Genomic DNA, 14831 nt, shown 5'->3' with positions numbered 1-14831 from the left:
CCCCCACTGTGGAGGACCGGGGCACGCGGAATCGGGGTCCGAGCACGAAGATCGGGGAAACTGTGGATGAGTGCGGTGCCTGTGCATAACGGCGGGCGACGAGCCACGGAGAACGGCTCGGTGTCGGCGCCCCGGCTAGGATGCGGCCGCTGTGCGCAGGGTCATCCCCGAGGGCGTCAGCCCAGCTTGTCGGGCAGTCTCAGTTCGGGCTTGTCGAGCTCTTCGATGTTGACGTCCTTGAAGGTGATGACACGGACGTGCTTGACGAAGCGGGCGGGACGGTACATGTCCCACACCCAGGCGTCGGACATGCGCACCTCGAAGTACACTTCGCCGTTGGCGTTGTGCGGCAGCAATTCCACCGCGTTCGCCAGGTAGAACCGGCGTTCGGTCTCCACGACGTACGCGAACTGACCGACGATGTCCCGGTACTCCCTGTACAGCGAGAGTTCCATCTCGGTTTCGTACTTCTCGAGATCCTCGGCACTCATCGGTCTCGGTGTCCTCCCAGTCTGGTGTGTCCTGCAATCATCCCGCATCCGCCTCGTCGGTGAACAATCGACGCCCCAGGTCGTCTGCATACGATCGACGAACCAGGTCGTCGGCGAACAGCCGACGTCGCACTGCGGGCACTCCGCACACCGAGCGCACATTGGCCCACGACCGCCGGTGCTGCGGTGACGGGCCGTGCTTGGCCAACGCCGCCATGTGCGTCGGAGTGCTGTAGCCCTTGTGTACTGCGAAACCGTACTCCGGTAGCTCGCCGTCGAGGTCGACCATCATGCGATCGCGTGTAACCTTCGCGAGCACGCTGGCCGCCGCGATGCACGCGGCCGCCGCGTCGCCGCCGATCACGGGCAGCGACGGCGCGGGCAGTCCGGGCACTCGGAAGCCGTCGGTCAGCACGTAGCCGGGCGGAGTCGACAGACCTGCCACCGCGCGTCGCATGCCCTCGATGTTGGCGACGTGGATGCCGATCGCGTCGACCTCCTCCGCGGGGATCACCACCACGCTCCACGCCCGGGCGCGTCGCACGATCACCGAGTACAACTCCTCGCGGGTGCGTTCGGTGAGCTTCTTCGAATCGTCGAGCCGGTCGAGCGACGCGTGCGGCCGGTCGCCGAGCACGCAGGCGGCGACGACGAGCGGCCCGGCGCAGGCACCGCGGCCGGCTTCGTCGACCCCCGCGACCGGACCGAGACCGCACCGCGCGAGCGCGGACTCCATGGTGCGCAGTCCGGAGGAGCGACGGATCACGGGTCGAGGTGGCCAGGCAGTCACGAGGGAAGGATCTCCGGTGAGTCGATGAGGCCCCATCGGCCGGGAGGCAGCACGATGAAGCGGGCTTTTCCGATGACATTGTCCAGCGGGATAGAGCCCTGGTGCTCGTCCCCGACGTGGTAGCGCGAGTCGGCCGAGTTACTGCGGTTGTCACCCATCACCCAGACGTGGTCCTCGGGCACGGTGACGGGCCCGAAGCAACGCCCGGAGGTGACTTCGGTCTCGCAGGTGACGACACCCGGGGTGAACGGGAAGTCCATGGTCACGTACGGCTCGTCGAGTGGGACACCGTCGACGAGGACGCGGCCCTGGTCGTCGCAGCATTCCACCGTCTGCCCGCCGGTCGCGATCACGCGCTTGACGAGGTCGTTCTCGTCCGGCGGCACGACGCCGACGAGCGAACCGATCTCCTGCAGTCCCCGCACGACGACGTTGTCGGAACGGGTCGAGGTGTAGCCGGCCGACCACGAGTCGGGGCCTTCGAAGACGATGACGTCGCCGGGACGGGGGTCGGTGAAGCGGTATCCCACCTTCTCGACGACGATGCGGTCGCCGGTGCAGCCCGGGCAGCCGTGCAGTGTCGGCTCCATCGACTCCGAGGGGATGAGATAGACCCGCGCCACGAAGGTCTGCAGCAGGAAGCTCAGGGCCAGTGCGACGACGACCAGGATCGGCAGTTCACGCCAGAACGACTTCTGCTTCTTCGCCTTCGGGGCGGTGTCCTTCGCTGCGGGGTCCTCGCGCCGGTGGTGTGCACCGTCGGCTCGATCGCTCCGAGCCGAACCTCGAACATCGTTGCGGTTCACATCCGGTCGAGCCGGATCGTGCGGGGAATCTGCCACCTCGACAGACTAGCGTCTGCGGCACGGCGGCCCGCCGAGGACGACCGTCGACCGGACGGGAGAGCGACAGACCGCTGCCCACAACGACGACGACCCGGCCGGGACGGAAGTCCGGGCCGGGTCGTCGGATGCTGTATCGGGTGGCTCGGGAGCCGTGCCGAGCAGCCCGAGGGGCTGGTCAGCGGCCGAAGATCAGCGCTTCTCCTTGATCTTGGCAGCCTTGCCGCGCAGCTCACGCAGGTAGTAGAGCTTCGCGCGACGGACGTCGCCACGGGTCAGCACGTCGATCTTGGCGAGGTTGGGGCTGTGGACCGGGAAGGTGCGCTCCACGCCGACGCCGAAGGAAACCTTGCGGACGGTGAAGGTCTCGCGGATGCCGCCGCCCTGACGCCGAATCACGACGCCCTTGAAGACCTGCACACGCTCCTTGCTGCCCTCGATGACCTTGACGTGCACGTCGAGAGTGTCGCCGGGACGGAAGTCCGGGATGTCGTCGCGCAGCGACTTGGCGTCCAGAAAGTCCAGGGTGTTCATCGGTTTTTCATCCTCTTGTTCGCTCGAGCAGAGGAACCTGGCGGCGACCGCCGTGTGGCGGGCTCGACCGGTTCGTGCCCAGGTCAGGTAGGCGTGCCCGAACGGGGCAACCCGTCCATTGTGCCAGACGGAACATCGATCGATGAAATCGGCGGTGGCGCCGGCTTGACGCGACGGTCCAGTTCGGCCTCGGTCGCGGTGCGCGAGTGCTCGACACTGCCCCGCACGGTTTCGAGCGTCGGTGCGCCCGCGACGAGATCCTGCACGAAGATCTTGGCGCGGATCACCGGGCGCCGCAGTCGACGTTCGCGTTCGAGCGCGCGCGCCATGCGACGGGGCCGCTTGCCGTACCGCCAGCGAGCCCAGGGCGCGCCGGGCCGGGAGAGCCGGATCGCGCCGACCCACAGCAGCGGAACGACGAACAGCCCCACCAGGCCCGTCCAGATCTTTCCTTTCGCCAGGACGATCGCGGCGAGCAGGAGGTTCACGAGCACGGCCACCACCAGCGCGGCCCGTCCGGCCCAGTCACCGCTGTCCTCGAAGTTCGTGGTGTCCCCGAGTTCGAACGGTCGCAGACCGAGCAACCACATCCCGGTCACGGCGATCGCCACGAAGACGGCGTCGACGGACACCCGTCCCTGTTCTTCCCAGTACACGTCGTTCAGATAGAAGATCAACGCGAACTCGTCGAGTGTCAGTGCGGCACCGACTCCGAAGAGCGCCGCGAGGATGCACGCGGCGACGCGGTTCGCGTCCTCCGAGATCGCGATCAGTCCCCCACCGGCGATCACCATCGTGACGACACCGAACACCACGTGGTGCACGTGCTGACCGCCCGGGGTGATGTTGCCGGGCCACCAGCGCACCTGCGCGCGGATCAACCGCACGCTGATCCGGATGAAGACGAACGCGGCCACGAAACCGAGCAGGAAGAACAGCAGCGGCAGGCGGCCCTGATCGACGATCTCGCGCCGCATCCAGTCGAGCATCACCGGATCACCCCGGCCACCGTGGATCTCATGTCCACAGCATTGCAGGAGTGACCCGGTGATTCGCGTCAGTTGTTGCCGAAACCGGCGCGTCGCAGGGCGTCGGCCAAGGATCCGGAGGCGGCCGGCGTCGAACGGCGGTCGCCGCCACGGCCCTGCTGCCCACGATTGCCCTGACCGCTGCGTCCACGACCGCCGCCCTGGTTGCCGCTGCCCTGACCTCCGGGGCGACGGCCACCTCCGCGCGGCTGGCCGCCCGACTTCTCGGCGCCCGGGGTGGGGACCTCGTCGTCGAGGCGCAGTGTCAGACCGATGCGCTGGCGCGCGACGTCGACCTCGAGGACCTTCACCTTGACGACCTCACCGGACCGGACGACGTCGTGCGGATCCTTCACGAAGCTGCGCGACATCGCGGAGACGTGCACGAGGCCGTCCTGGTGCACACCGACGTCGACGAACGCACCGAAGGCCGCGACGTTGGTGACCACTCCTTCGAGGACCATGCCGGGCTTCAGGTCGGCGACCTTCTCGATACCGGCGGCGAACGTCGCGGTCTTGAACTCCGGACGCGGGTCGCGGCCGGGCTTCTCGAGCTCGGAGATGATGTCGGTGACGGTCGGGACACCGAAGCGGTCGTCGGCGAACTCGTCGGCGCGCAGCTTCCGCAGGGTCGCGATGTTGCCGAGCAGTTCGCGGACGCTGCTGCCGGTCCGGTCGACGATCCGCCGCACCACCGGATACGCCTCGGGGTGCACCGCGGACGCGTCGAGCGGGTCGTCGCCGTTGGGGATGCGCAGGAAGCCCGCGCACTGTTCGAAGGCCTTCGGGCCGAGTCGCGGAACGTCCTCGAGCGCTCGCCGTGCACGGAACGGACCGTTCTGGTCGCGGTGGGCGACGATGCTCTCCGCGAGCGAGCCGGTGATCCCCGAGACCCGCGACAGCAGCGGGACAGATGCCGTGTTGACGTCGACGCCAACGGCGTTCACCGCGTCCTCGACGACCGCGCCCAGCGACCGCGCGAGCATCGTCTCGGACACGTCGTGCTGGTACTGGCCGACCCCGATCGACTTCGGGTCGATCTTGACCAGTTCGGCGAGTGGATCCTGCAAGCGGCGCGCGATGGAGACCGCACCACGGATGGACACGTCGAGATCCGGGAGTTCCTTGGTGGCGTACTCGGAGGCCGAGTAGACGGACGCGCCCGCCTCGGACACCACGATCTTCGTCAGCCCGGGCACCTTCGCCAGCGACACGAGTTCGGCTGCGAGAGCGTCTGTCTCACGCGACGCCGTGCCGTTGCCGATGGCGATCAGTTCGACACCGTGCCGCGCGACCAGCGCGGCGAGCACCGCGAGGGCCTCGTCACGCTTGTTGTGCGGCTGATGCGGATAGATGGTGGCGTGGTCGACGACCTTGCCGGTCGCGTCGACGACGGCGACCTTCGTGCCGGTGCGGTAGCCGGGGTCGAGGCCCATCGTCGGTCGCGTTCCGGCCGGTGCGGCGAGCAGCAGGTCCTTGAGGTTGGCGGCGAAGACGTCGACCGCGTCCTTCTCGGCGGACTGCCGCAGCCGCATCCTGATGTCCAGCGACAGCGACATCTGCAGCTTGGTGCGCCACGCCCACCGCACAGTGTCGAGCAGCCACTTGTCGGCGGCGCGTCCCTCGTCGGCGATGCCGAAGCGCGTCGCGATCCGGCCCTCGTAGTAGGTGCGCTCACCGGGCACCGGCTCGTCGATCTCGGGATCGAACGACAGCGACAGCACCTCCTCCTTCTCGCCGCGCAGGAGGGCGAGAATGCGGTGCGAGGGCAGCTGGGTGAACGGTTCCGAGAACTCGAAGTAGTCGGAGAACTTCGCGCCGTCGTTCTCCTTGCCGGACCGCACGGTGGAGCTCACCTTGCCGCGCGTCCACATCGCCTCGCGGAGCTCGCCGACGAGGTCCGCGTCCTCGGCGAAGCGTTCGACGAGGATGGCGCGCGCACCGTCGAGCTGCTCGGAGGTGTATCCGGCGGGGTCGGTGGTGGGGTCGCCGATGAGCGCGTCGGCGACGGGTTCGTGACCGGCCTCGCGCGCGATCTGCGCCTTGGTGCGCCGCTTCGGCTTGAACGGCAGGTAGATGTCCTCGAGCCGCGCCTTGGTGTCGGCGAGCATGATCTGTCCGCGCAGCGTGTCGTCGAGCTTGCCCTGCGCCTCGATCGATTCGAGGATCGCGACACGGCGCTCGTCGAGTTCACGCAGATAGCGGAGGCGTTCCTCGAGGGTGCGCAGCTGGGCGTCGTCGAGCCCACCGGTCGCCTCCTTGCGGTAGCGCGCGACGAACGGCACGGTCGCGCCGCCGTCGAGCAGTCCCACGGCCGCAGCGACCTGGTCTTCGCGGACGTCGAGTTCCTGGGCGATCCGCTGGTTCACGGTGTCGAGTTCGGTCGTCACGTCGAACGACCCTACAGTTGCCGTCCCCCGCCCGCGCCTGTGACCGTGGGGCGCCCGCGCGCGTAACGGCACTCGCGCTCGCGAGCGGGGTCCGTGCAGGCTGCCGGGTGGACCGGCGCTATCGTCCACAGCACAATGGAATGCAGGAACCGGACATGAAGCACGGGCGCGGACGCGCACGATCGGGCGCGATGATGCTGTGCGTGGCCACCGCACTGGCCGTATCCGGCTGCGAATCGATGGACTCCCATCCGCTCCCGCACGAGGCGCTCGGTCTCGCCTCGGTGACGGACACCGATTCCGACGAATCGACCGTGACGCTGTCGACGGCCGAACTGCCCCGACAGATCGACGCGGCCGTCGCGCTCGCCGACAGCCGCGGAGCGCGCCTGACTGTCGCCGTGCTCGACCGTGAATCCGGGACCCGCGTGCTCGGCGGTTCGGACGAACCCTTCGAGACCGCCTCGACGGTGAAGCTGTTCATCGCCGAGGAGGTCCTGTACCGCGAGGTGACGGGCGAGGCGACGCTCGCCGACGAGGACCACGAGTTGATCCGGTCGATGCTGCGGTCGTCGGACGACAACGCGGCGACGCTGTTGTGGGAAACCTACGGTGGTCCCGAGATCGTCGAGCACGTCGTGGAGCGGCACAACCTGACCGGCACGACTCCCCCGGATCCGGGGTCCTGGTGGTGGGACACGACCACGACGGCGTCGGACCTGCTGACCTGGTACGACGATCTGCTCGGCGACAGTGCCTCCGGTGATGAGAGCGCGGCCCGGATCGTCGGCCATCTGGTGGAGTTCACCGACGAGGGCATCGACGGATACGACCAGCGTTTCGGGCTTCCCGAGGGTCTCGGCGACTCCACGGACCTGGGTGTGAAGCAGGGGTGGATGTGCTGCCTGGCCGGTGAATGGCTGCACCTGTCCACCGGCTTCTTCGGCGACGACCACCGGTACGCGGTCGTGGTCGCGGCGCGGGAGACCGTCACCTACGAAGAGTCGGATCCCTTCTACGACACCGGTTTCCTGCCCGACACGGCGATGTACGACGCGACGGACGACGGGAGCGCGCAACACGCGCGCGAGACCGTCACGCTGGCGGTCGAGACGACGCTCGGAAGCGCGCACCGGCCCTGAGGACCGTCGGGCCCGGCGTCAGTCGTCGGACGGGAGCAGATCGGGTCGTCGTTCGCGGGTGCGTTCGAGCGACTGCTCGTGGCGCCAACGAGCGACCTTGCCGTGGTCGCCGGACAGCAGCACCGGTGGCACCTCGAGGTCGCGCCACACCGCCGGCCGAGTATAACTCGGCCCTTCGAGCAGTCCGTCGGAAAACGAATCCTCTTGATGCGACGCCTGATTGCCGAGTACACCGGGCAGCAGACGGACGACGGCCTCGACCATGACGAGGACGGCGACTTCCCCACCGATGAGGACGTAGTCGCCGATGCTCACTTCTTCGACGCGCACGCGCCGCGCGGCATCGTCGAAGACGCGCTGGTCGATTCCTTCGTAGCGGCCGCAGGCGAAGACGATCCGCTTCTCCTTCGACCACCGTTGTGCGGTGGCCTGATCGAAGCGGCGACCGGCGGGCGTCGGGACGACGAGCAGTACGTCGGGATCGGTTTCACCATCGGGTCCGGCGAGCACATCGTCGAGCGCCGGTCCCCACACGGTGGGTTTCATGACCATGCCCGGTCCGCCGCCGTAGGGCGCGTCGTCGACGGCCTTGTGCACGTCGTGCGTCCAGTCGCGCAGGTTGTGCACACCGACGGAGATGAGCCCCTTGTCGATCGCCTTGCCGAGCAGGGCGACGCGCAGGGGTTCGAGATATTCGGGGAAGATGGTGACGACGTCGAGCCGCACGGACTACTGCTTCCCCTCGGTCGACTTCTTCTTCTTGGACGGCGGTTCCCCGAAGTCGGGGTCGAGGAGTCCTTCGGGCGGATCGATCTCGATCACGCCGTCCCGGACCGACACCGTCGGGACGATCTCGGTGACGAACGGGACGAGTAACTCTCCGCGCTCCTGGCCGGCTGGCCGGATCGACAGCAGTTCGCCGGCGGCCGTGTGCAGGACCTCGCGGACGGTGCCGACCTCGGTTCCGCCGTCGGGGCGACCGGCGACGATCCGCACCGTCAGCCCTTCGAGTTCGTGGTCGTAGAACTCGTCCGGGTCGCCGGACGGCGGAAGGTCGGCGCTGTCGACGACGAACAGCACCCCGCGCAGTGCGTCGGCGGCGTCGCGACCGTCGATGCCCTGCAGGCGCAGCAGAAGCCGCCCGGAGTGCTCCCGGGCGGCTTCCACTGTGTACTCGTGCAGGTGCCTGTCGCGAGGCTTACGGCCACGCAGGACCGCGCCGACGGCGAAGCGCTCTTCGGGTTCGTCGGTGCGAACCTCGACGACGACTTCGCCTCTGATGCCGTGCGACTTGGCCACACGGCCCACGACGAGCTCCATCGACGCTCGCCTAGCGGTCGGTGTCGACGACGTCGACACGGATACCCCGGCCACCGATTCCGGTGACGAGGGTCCGCAACGCGGTCGCGGTGCGACCGCCGCGGCCGATGACCTTGCCGAGGTCGTCGGGATTGACGTGCACCTCGACGGTGCGGCCCCGACGGCCCGCGATCAGGTCGACGCGGACGTCGTCGGGATGGGCGACGATTCCACGAACGAGATGCTCGACGGCATCGGCGACCACGGCGCTCATTACTCGGCGGCCTCGGTGGACTCGGCCTCGGTGGACGCCTCGGCGGCCTCTTCCTTGGCAGCCTTCTTCTTCTTGGGCGTGACGGCCTCGGCAGCCGGCTCGTTCTCGGCCTGCGCGAGAGCGGCCTGGAACAGCTCGAGCTTGGACGGCTTCGGCTCCGCCTTCCTCAGGGTGCCCTCGGCGCCCGGCAGGCCCTTGAACTTCTGCCAGTCACCCGTGACCTTGAGGAGGTTGAGGACCGGCTCGGTCGGCTGCGCGCCGACGGCCAGCCAGTACTGCGCACGCTCCGAGTCGATCTCGATCAGCGAGGGCTCTTCCTTGGGGTGGTACTTGCCGATGGTCTCGATGGCCCGGCCGTTGCGACGGGTGCGCGAGTCCGCAATGACGACGCGGTACTGCGGGTTGCGGATCTTGCCGAGACGGGTGAGCTTGATCTTGACAGCCACTGCTGTGTTCTCCTTCGGGGTGCGCCGAGGCGCGTGTCACGTGCAATTCGGACGACGCGCCCTTCTGGCACGCCCGGTTTTGCCTCTAGCCTGTGACCGCCGCGCGGTACGTAACCGGATGCGACGACAGCGAACCATTCTGCCAGACGCGCGAGCCAGGACGAAACCGGCACCCGGTGACTCCGCGCACCCTCTCTACAGCCGCGCGGGGCGCCCCGAGACCACCCGGCCGCACAGCGTACGCCTCGGTCGGGTCGAGACCCACACGCACGAGCGATGCGATCTCGTCGGCGATGCGCCCGTGCTGCACCTGGCCACCTGCATCGGTGCCCGCGTAGATCGGGATGCCGGCCTCGTGGGCGGCGCCGATGGTCTCGTCGGTCAGGCCAGTGCCGTGTTCGATGCAGTCGATCCCCGCCGCGAGCAGTCCGGGCAGGGCGTCCTCACCGAAGACGTGCGCCGTCACCCGCGCGCCCTCGCGGTGGGCCGCGGCGATCGCCTCGACGAGGATCTCGTCGCTCCACAGCGGCGCGAGGTCGCCGGCCTCCCGGTCGATCCAGTCGCCGATGAGTTTGACCCAGCCGTCGCCGGCCCGGGCCTGACGGGCCACTTCGTCGGGCAGCTGCGACTCGTCCTCGAGGTCGACGGGCAGCCCGCGGATGTAGCTCTTGGGCAGGGCGATGCGCCGGCCGGCCCGGATGATCCGGGACAGGTCCGCCCGCTGATCGAGGGCCCGGGTGTCGACAGGCGACCCGGCGTCGCGGAGCAGCAGGACACCCGCGTCGCGTTCGGTGACGGCCTGCGCGAGCAGACCCTCCTCGTCCTCCGCTCCCCCACCGAACCGGAGGCCGACATGGCAGTGCGCGTCGACGAGGCCCGGCAGGATCCAGCCGTCGGCGCAGAGCACCTCGGCGTCGCGGCCGGGCTCGGCCGTGAACGCTCCGTCGGCCCCGACGAACAGTTCGACGGGTTCGCCGTCGGCCAACGACCGGCCTCACACGACGAAGGAACGCGCATCACCCTCGGTCACGGTCATCCCCCGGACCGGCTCAGTTCTTGGGGAACTTCAGCTTCGACAGGTCGAAGTTCTCGAGTCCCGGAGGAAGCTCGTCGAGGCCCTTCGGCATCTTCGACAGGTCGGGCATCCCGGCGGGCATGCCACCCGGGAGACCGGGGAAGCCGCCGGGCATACCGCCCCGCACCTTCGGCGGCGTCGGTCCGCGACCGCCCTTCTTCCCCTTCTTGCCCTTCTTGCGCTGATTCTTGCGTGCGCCCGGCATGCCCATCTGGCCGGCCATGGCCGTCATCATCTTCCGGGCCTCGAAGAACCGGTCGACGAGCTGGTTGACGTCGGAGACCTTCACACCGGAACCGTTGGCGATGCGCAATCGCCGCGAGCCGTTGATGATCTTCGGGTTGGCGCGCTCCTCCGGCGTCATGCCGCGGATGATCGCCTGGATGCGGTCGAGCTGCTTCTCGTCGACGTTGGCGAGGGCGTCCTTCATCTGCCCGGCTCCGGGCAGCATGCCCAGGAGATTGGCGATGGGGCCCATCTTCCGCACGGCCATCATCTGCTCGAGGAAGTCCTCGAGGGTGAGCTCGCCGGAACCGATCTTGTTGGCGGTGGCCTCGGCCTGCTCGGCGTCGAAGACCTGCTCGGCCTGCTCGATCAGGGTGAGCACGTCGCCCATGCCGAGGATGCGGCTGGCCATGCGCTCGGGGTGGAAGACGTCGAAGTCCTCGAGCTTCTCACCGGTGGAGGCGAACATGATCGGCTGGCCGGTGAGCTCGCGGACGCTGAGCGCGGCACCTCCGCGAGCGTCGCCGTCGAGCTTGGTGAGCACCACGCCGGTGAAGCCGACGCCCTCGCGGAACGCCTCGGCTGTGCTCACGGCGTCCTGACCGATCATCGCGTCGAGGACGAACAACACCTCGTCGGGCTGCACGGCGTCGCGGATGCCCGCGGCCTGCGCCATGAGTTCCTGGTCGATACCGAGGCGACCGGCGGTGTCGACGATGACCACGTCGTACTGCTTGTTGCGCGCCTCGGCGATGCCCTGCTCGGCCACGGCGATCGGGTCAGCGGCGGTGACTCCGAGCTCGTTCTCGCCTCCGCCGATGGAGGTACCGGGATGGGGCGCGAAGACCGACACGCCGGCACGCTCACCGACCACCTGCAGCTGGGTCACAGCGCCGGGGCGCTGGAGGTCGCAGGCGACCAGCATCGGGGTGTGCCCCTGCGCCTTGAGCCACTTCGCGAGCTTACCCGCGAGCGTGGTCTTACCGGCACCCTGCAGACCGGCGAGCATGATGACCGTCGGCGGGTTCTTCGCGAACTGCAGACGACGGGTCTCGCCGCCGAGGATCCCGACGAGTTCCTCGTTGACGATCTTGACGACCTGCTGGGCCGGGTTGAGCGCGCCATGCACCTCGGCGCCCTTGGCGCGCACCTTGATCTTCTTGATGAACTCGCGCACGACGGGCAGCGCGACGTCGGCCTCGAGCAGGGCGAGGCGGATCTCACGGCAGGTCGCGTCGATGTCCGCGTCGGACAGCCGCCCCTTGCCGCGCAGGTCCTTCAGGACCCCTGTCAACCTGTCGGAAAGGGATTCGAACACCGAATGCGCTCCTGAGCTCTGACGAAGATGCGGACATTGCTGCGAACCAGGGTAACCGCTCCCGATCCCTCGCGACCGCGGGTGGCCACACCACAGCGCGGGCCACCCGCGCTGTCACGATCCGTCGGTCACGCTCTGTCGACGGGTGCGGGCGGCTCGGGAGCAGGCAGGACCGACAACAGTTCCTTCTCGAGATGTTCCCGGGAGACACGGGTGTGGGCACCGGCGAGATCGACGCAGAACGAGTCGATCACCGTCGAACCCAGCGTGCTCACCCGCGCCCACCGCACGTCGGCTCCGACACGCTCGAAGACGTCCGCGAGACGGCACAGCAGACCGATCCGGTCCTCCGACCGGATCTCGAGCACGACCTGGTCCGATTCGGATCCTTCGAACCAGATGATCCGCGGCGGCGCGAGAGCGGCGCTGACCGGAACCGCCCGGGCCGTTCGCTCGGGAAGCCGGCTCTCCCGTTCGGCGCGGTCCTTGGCCTCGAGGGCACCGAGGAGGTCGAGATCGCCGGAGCGCGCCCGCACGAGTTCCTGCCGGAGCAGGGCCGCTTCGGGCGGTGAACCGAATCTCGGAGCCACGACGAAGCTGTTGACCGTGCTGCCGGCGTGACTGCCGATCGAGGCCGACAGCACCCGCAGACCGTGCAGGGAGAGCACACCGGCCTCGTCGGAGAGCACGCCCCGCTCGTCGGGCGCGACGAAGGTCGCGGAGAAGCTGCGGCCGTCCTCGCGTGGTTCGAGCGCGACGTGCAGGGCGCCGTCCTCGGCGAGGTTCGCGAGGGCGGGATCGATCGGATCCGGTGCCGGCAGCTCGTCCCCCGCCATCATCATGCGGCAGCGGCGCACGAGTTCCCGGATCAGCGACGCCTTCCAGTCCCCCCACACCCCCGGGCCGGTGGCCTGCGAATCCGCCTCGGCCAAGGCGTGGAGCAGGTCGAGCAGCACCGGATCCCCGTCGAGGGCGCCGACGACCGCGGCCACGGTCTCCGGATCGTCGAGGTCGCGGCGGGTCGCGGTGTGCGGCAGGAGCAGATGGTGCCGCACCATCGAGGTGAGCAGCGCCAGATCCGAAGGCCACAGGCCCATCCGCCGCCCGATCTGCAGGGCCAGTTCGGCACCGACCACGCTGTGGTCGCCGCCGCGTCCCTTCCCGATGTCGTGCAGCAATGCGCCGAGGACGAGCAGGTCCGGACGGGAGACCCGCGTCGTCAGTTCGCTCGCGTACACGGCGGTCTCGACGAGGTGCCTGTCGACGGTCCACGTGTGGACGGCGTCGCGGGGCGGCAGGTCGCGCACCGCACCCCATTCGGGGAGCAACCTCCCCCACAGTCCGGTGCGGTCCAGCGACTCGATGACGTCGACCGCGCGACGTCCCGAGCCGAGCAGCACCAGGAAGTCGTCGAGGGCTTCCCGGGGCCAGGGTTCGCGCAGCTCCGGTGCGTGATCGGCGAGTCGGGTGAGCGTGGCCGCCGAGACGGGCAGTCCGGCCTGCGCGGCGGCTGCCGCGACCCGCGTGATCAGGCCCGGATCGCGACGCGGATGCGCGTCGCGTGCGAGGGCGACCTCTCCCCCGTGCTCGACGACCCCTTCGTCGAGCGGACGCCGCACCGGTCCGCGGCGCAGACGCGACAGACCCTTGCGCGGCAGCGAATTGGCCGCGGTGCGCAGACCGACGTCGACGGAATAGCTGATCGTGCGGGCCGATTCGGTGAGCACCCGCGCAAGATCGAAACGGTCGCCGATCCGCAGCGCCGCGGCGATCTCGTCGGCGTCCTGCGCGCGCAGCTGGTCGCGGGAGCGGCCGGCGACGCGGTGCAGCTCGGTGCGTACATCGAGCAGTCGCCGGTGGGCGGCCGCGAGCCCGCCGCCCGGGACGTCGGGTCCGAGTCCTGGCATGCCGTCGGTGAGCTGCGCAACGGACAGGGCATTGAGCAACTGCACGTCCCGCAACCCGCCGCGACCGCTCTTGAGGTCGGGTTCGGCCCGGTGGGCGATCTGCCCGCTGCGCTGCCATCGCACCTCGGTCGTCTCGATGAGTTCGTCGAAGCGGGACCGGATGCCGGTGCGCCACTGCCGTCGCACACCACCGATGAGCAGATTGCTCAGCTGGGCGTCGCCCGCGATGTGCCGCGCCTCGAGCATTCCCAACGCGGCCGTCAGATCGGACGAGAACACCTGGAGGGCCTGGGGCACCGTCCGGACACTGTGGTCGAGCTTGATGTGCGCGTCCCACAGCGGGTACCAGAGCTCGTCGGCGACCTTCGACACGACGGACGGCGCCATGTCGTCGTGGAGGAGGATGAGATCGAGATCGGAGTACGGGAGCATCTCGCGGCGTCCGAGACCCCCGACGGCGACGATGGCGAAGCCTCCCTCGCGCTTGATGCCGAGTTCGGAGCCCTTCGTCGTCAACCAGAATTCGTGCAGGTCCACGAGGGCGTGGCGCAGGGCCACGGTGTCGAGGCGGCGGCTGCGGGGGCCGCCGGAGAGCAGGGCGTCGCGGGCGGCCGCGAGATCGGCGGCGCCCGCCGGTGCGGTTGTGCGGGCCGAGGACACCGAAGGCCCCGATCCCGCTGCCGAAGCAGCGCGATCAGGGCCTCGAGTGCCGGACCCCTGGGGGTCAGAGCGCATCCGAACCTCGTTCTCCGGTGCGGACCCGGACAACGGCTTCCACGGGCGTGACCCACACCTTGCCGTCGCCGATCTTGCCGGTACGGGAGGCCTCGACGATGGTCTCGACGACCTTGTCGACAGCGGAGTCGTCGATGACGACCTCGACACGGACCTTCGGCACGAAGTCGACGGAGTACTCGGCTCCGCGGTAGACCTCGGTGTGGCCCTTCTGGCGGCCGTACCCCTGCACCTCGCTGACTGTCATTCCCAGCACACCGGCCTGCTCCAGGCCTGCCTTGACGTCCTCGAGCGTGAACGGCTTGATGATCGCCGTGATCAGCTTCATATCCTCA

The 14831-nt window shown here is 69.0% G+C and carries 15 protein-coding genes; 1 reads left to right on the top strand and 14 read right to left on the bottom strand.

From position 1 onward, the window contains the following. Positions 1-176: 176 nt before the first annotated feature. The 6 genes from K3M35_RS01065 to K3M35_RS01040 all read right to left on the bottom strand — a co-directional run bounded on the left by K3M35_RS01065 (position 177) and on the right by K3M35_RS01040 (position 6075). Positions 177-491 (bottom strand): DUF2469 domain-containing protein, encoded by a 315-nt coding sequence (locus tag K3M35_RS01065; RefSeq protein WP_006550963.1) that lies wholly within the window; start codon positions 489-491, stop codon positions 177-179. A gap of 37 nt (positions 492-528) precedes the next feature. Continuing rightward, a complete protein-coding gene (locus K3M35_RS01060) occupies positions 529-1281 on the bottom strand; it encodes a ribonuclease HII (RefSeq protein WP_220665879.1) in 753 nt (250 codons plus the stop codon). Further along, positions 1278-2087 carry a signal peptidase I gene (lepB, locus tag K3M35_RS01055; RefSeq protein WP_064061631.1) on the bottom strand — a complete coding sequence of 270 codons (810 nt, stop codon included), beginning with the start codon at positions 2085-2087 and terminating at the stop codon, positions 1278-1280. Before lepB ends, K3M35_RS01060 begins: the two co-directional genes overlap by 4 nt. A gap of 228 nt (positions 2088-2315) precedes the next feature. Further along, entirely contained in the window at positions 2316-2657 is a 342-nt protein-coding gene (rplS, locus tag K3M35_RS01050; protein ID WP_006550960.1) for a 50S ribosomal protein L19, read from the bottom strand. A gap of 83 nt (positions 2658-2740) precedes the next feature. Further along, complete coding sequence (locus K3M35_RS01045; RefSeq protein WP_024100629.1) at positions 2741-3646, bottom strand: hypothetical protein; 906 nt, start codon at positions 3644-3646, stop codon at positions 2741-2743. A gap of 68 nt (positions 3647-3714) precedes the next feature. Continuing rightward, complete coding sequence (locus K3M35_RS01040) at positions 3715-6075, bottom strand: Tex family protein (protein WP_220665878.1); 2361 nt, start codon at positions 6073-6075, stop codon at positions 3715-3717. A 155-nt stretch (positions 6076-6230) separates the two neighbouring features. On the opposite strand from K3M35_RS01040, the gene K3M35_RS01035 reads away from it, so the two are divergent. Beyond that, positions 6231-7217, top strand: a complete 987-nt coding sequence (locus K3M35_RS01035) for a hypothetical protein (RefSeq protein ID WP_259443454.1) — start codon at positions 6231-6233, stop codon at positions 7215-7217. A gap of 18 nt (positions 7218-7235) precedes the next feature. On the opposite strand, the gene trmD is transcribed toward K3M35_RS01035, so the two are convergent. The 8 genes from trmD to K3M35_RS00995 form a co-directional block, all read right to left on the bottom strand. Then, entirely contained in the window at positions 7236-7943 is a 708-nt protein-coding gene (gene trmD, locus K3M35_RS01030) for a tRNA (guanosine(37)-N1)-methyltransferase TrmD (RefSeq protein ID WP_006550956.1), read from the bottom strand. 3 nt (positions 7944-7946) lie between these two features. Next, on the bottom strand, positions 7947-8537 hold the full coding sequence (rimM, locus tag K3M35_RS01025; protein WP_220665876.1) for a ribosome maturation factor RimM: 591 nt from the start codon (positions 8535-8537) through the stop codon (positions 7947-7949). 10 nt (positions 8538-8547) lie between these two features. Beyond that, positions 8548-8790, bottom strand: coding sequence for an RNA-binding protein (locus K3M35_RS01020; RefSeq protein ID WP_006550954.1), 243 nt, complete (start codon positions 8788-8790; stop codon positions 8548-8550). Then, positions 8790-9236, bottom strand: coding sequence for a 30S ribosomal protein S16 (rpsP, locus tag K3M35_RS01015; protein WP_024100625.1), 447 nt, complete (start codon positions 9234-9236; stop codon positions 8790-8792). Before rpsP ends, K3M35_RS01020 begins: the two co-directional genes overlap by 1 nt. A gap of 85 nt (positions 9237-9321) precedes the next feature. Then, positions 9322-10221 (bottom strand): hypothetical protein, encoded by a 900-nt coding sequence (locus K3M35_RS01010; RefSeq protein WP_374107747.1) that lies wholly within the window; start codon positions 10219-10221, stop codon positions 9322-9324. Positions 10222-10285: 64 nt separating this feature from the next. Beyond that, positions 10286-11854 (bottom strand): signal recognition particle protein, encoded by a 1569-nt coding sequence (ffh, locus tag K3M35_RS01005; RefSeq protein ID WP_024100624.1) that lies wholly within the window; start codon positions 11852-11854, stop codon positions 10286-10288. Positions 11855-11982: 128 nt separating this feature from the next. Further along, the gene (locus K3M35_RS01000; RefSeq protein ID WP_220665875.1) at positions 11983-14496 is read right to left on the bottom strand and encodes a [protein-PII] uridylyltransferase; all 2514 of its coding nucleotides are present in this window, start codon (positions 14494-14496) and stop codon (positions 11983-11985) included. Then, the gene (locus K3M35_RS00995; RefSeq protein WP_006551220.1) at positions 14486-14824 is read right to left on the bottom strand and encodes a P-II family nitrogen regulator; all 339 of its coding nucleotides are present in this window, start codon (positions 14822-14824) and stop codon (positions 14486-14488) included. The genes K3M35_RS01000 and K3M35_RS00995 overlap by 11 nt, the downstream gene beginning before the upstream one ends. Positions 14825-14831 lie beyond the last annotated feature (7 nt).

This window comes from Rhodococcus sp. DMU2021 (assembly GCF_019641445.1).
GTDB classification, from domain to species: Bacteria; Actinomycetota; Actinomycetes; order Mycobacteriales; family Mycobacteriaceae; genus Rhodococcus; species Rhodococcus pyridinivorans.
Note: the sequence above shows the minus strand (reverse complement) of the source record. Positions and strands in the feature narration are given on the sequence as shown.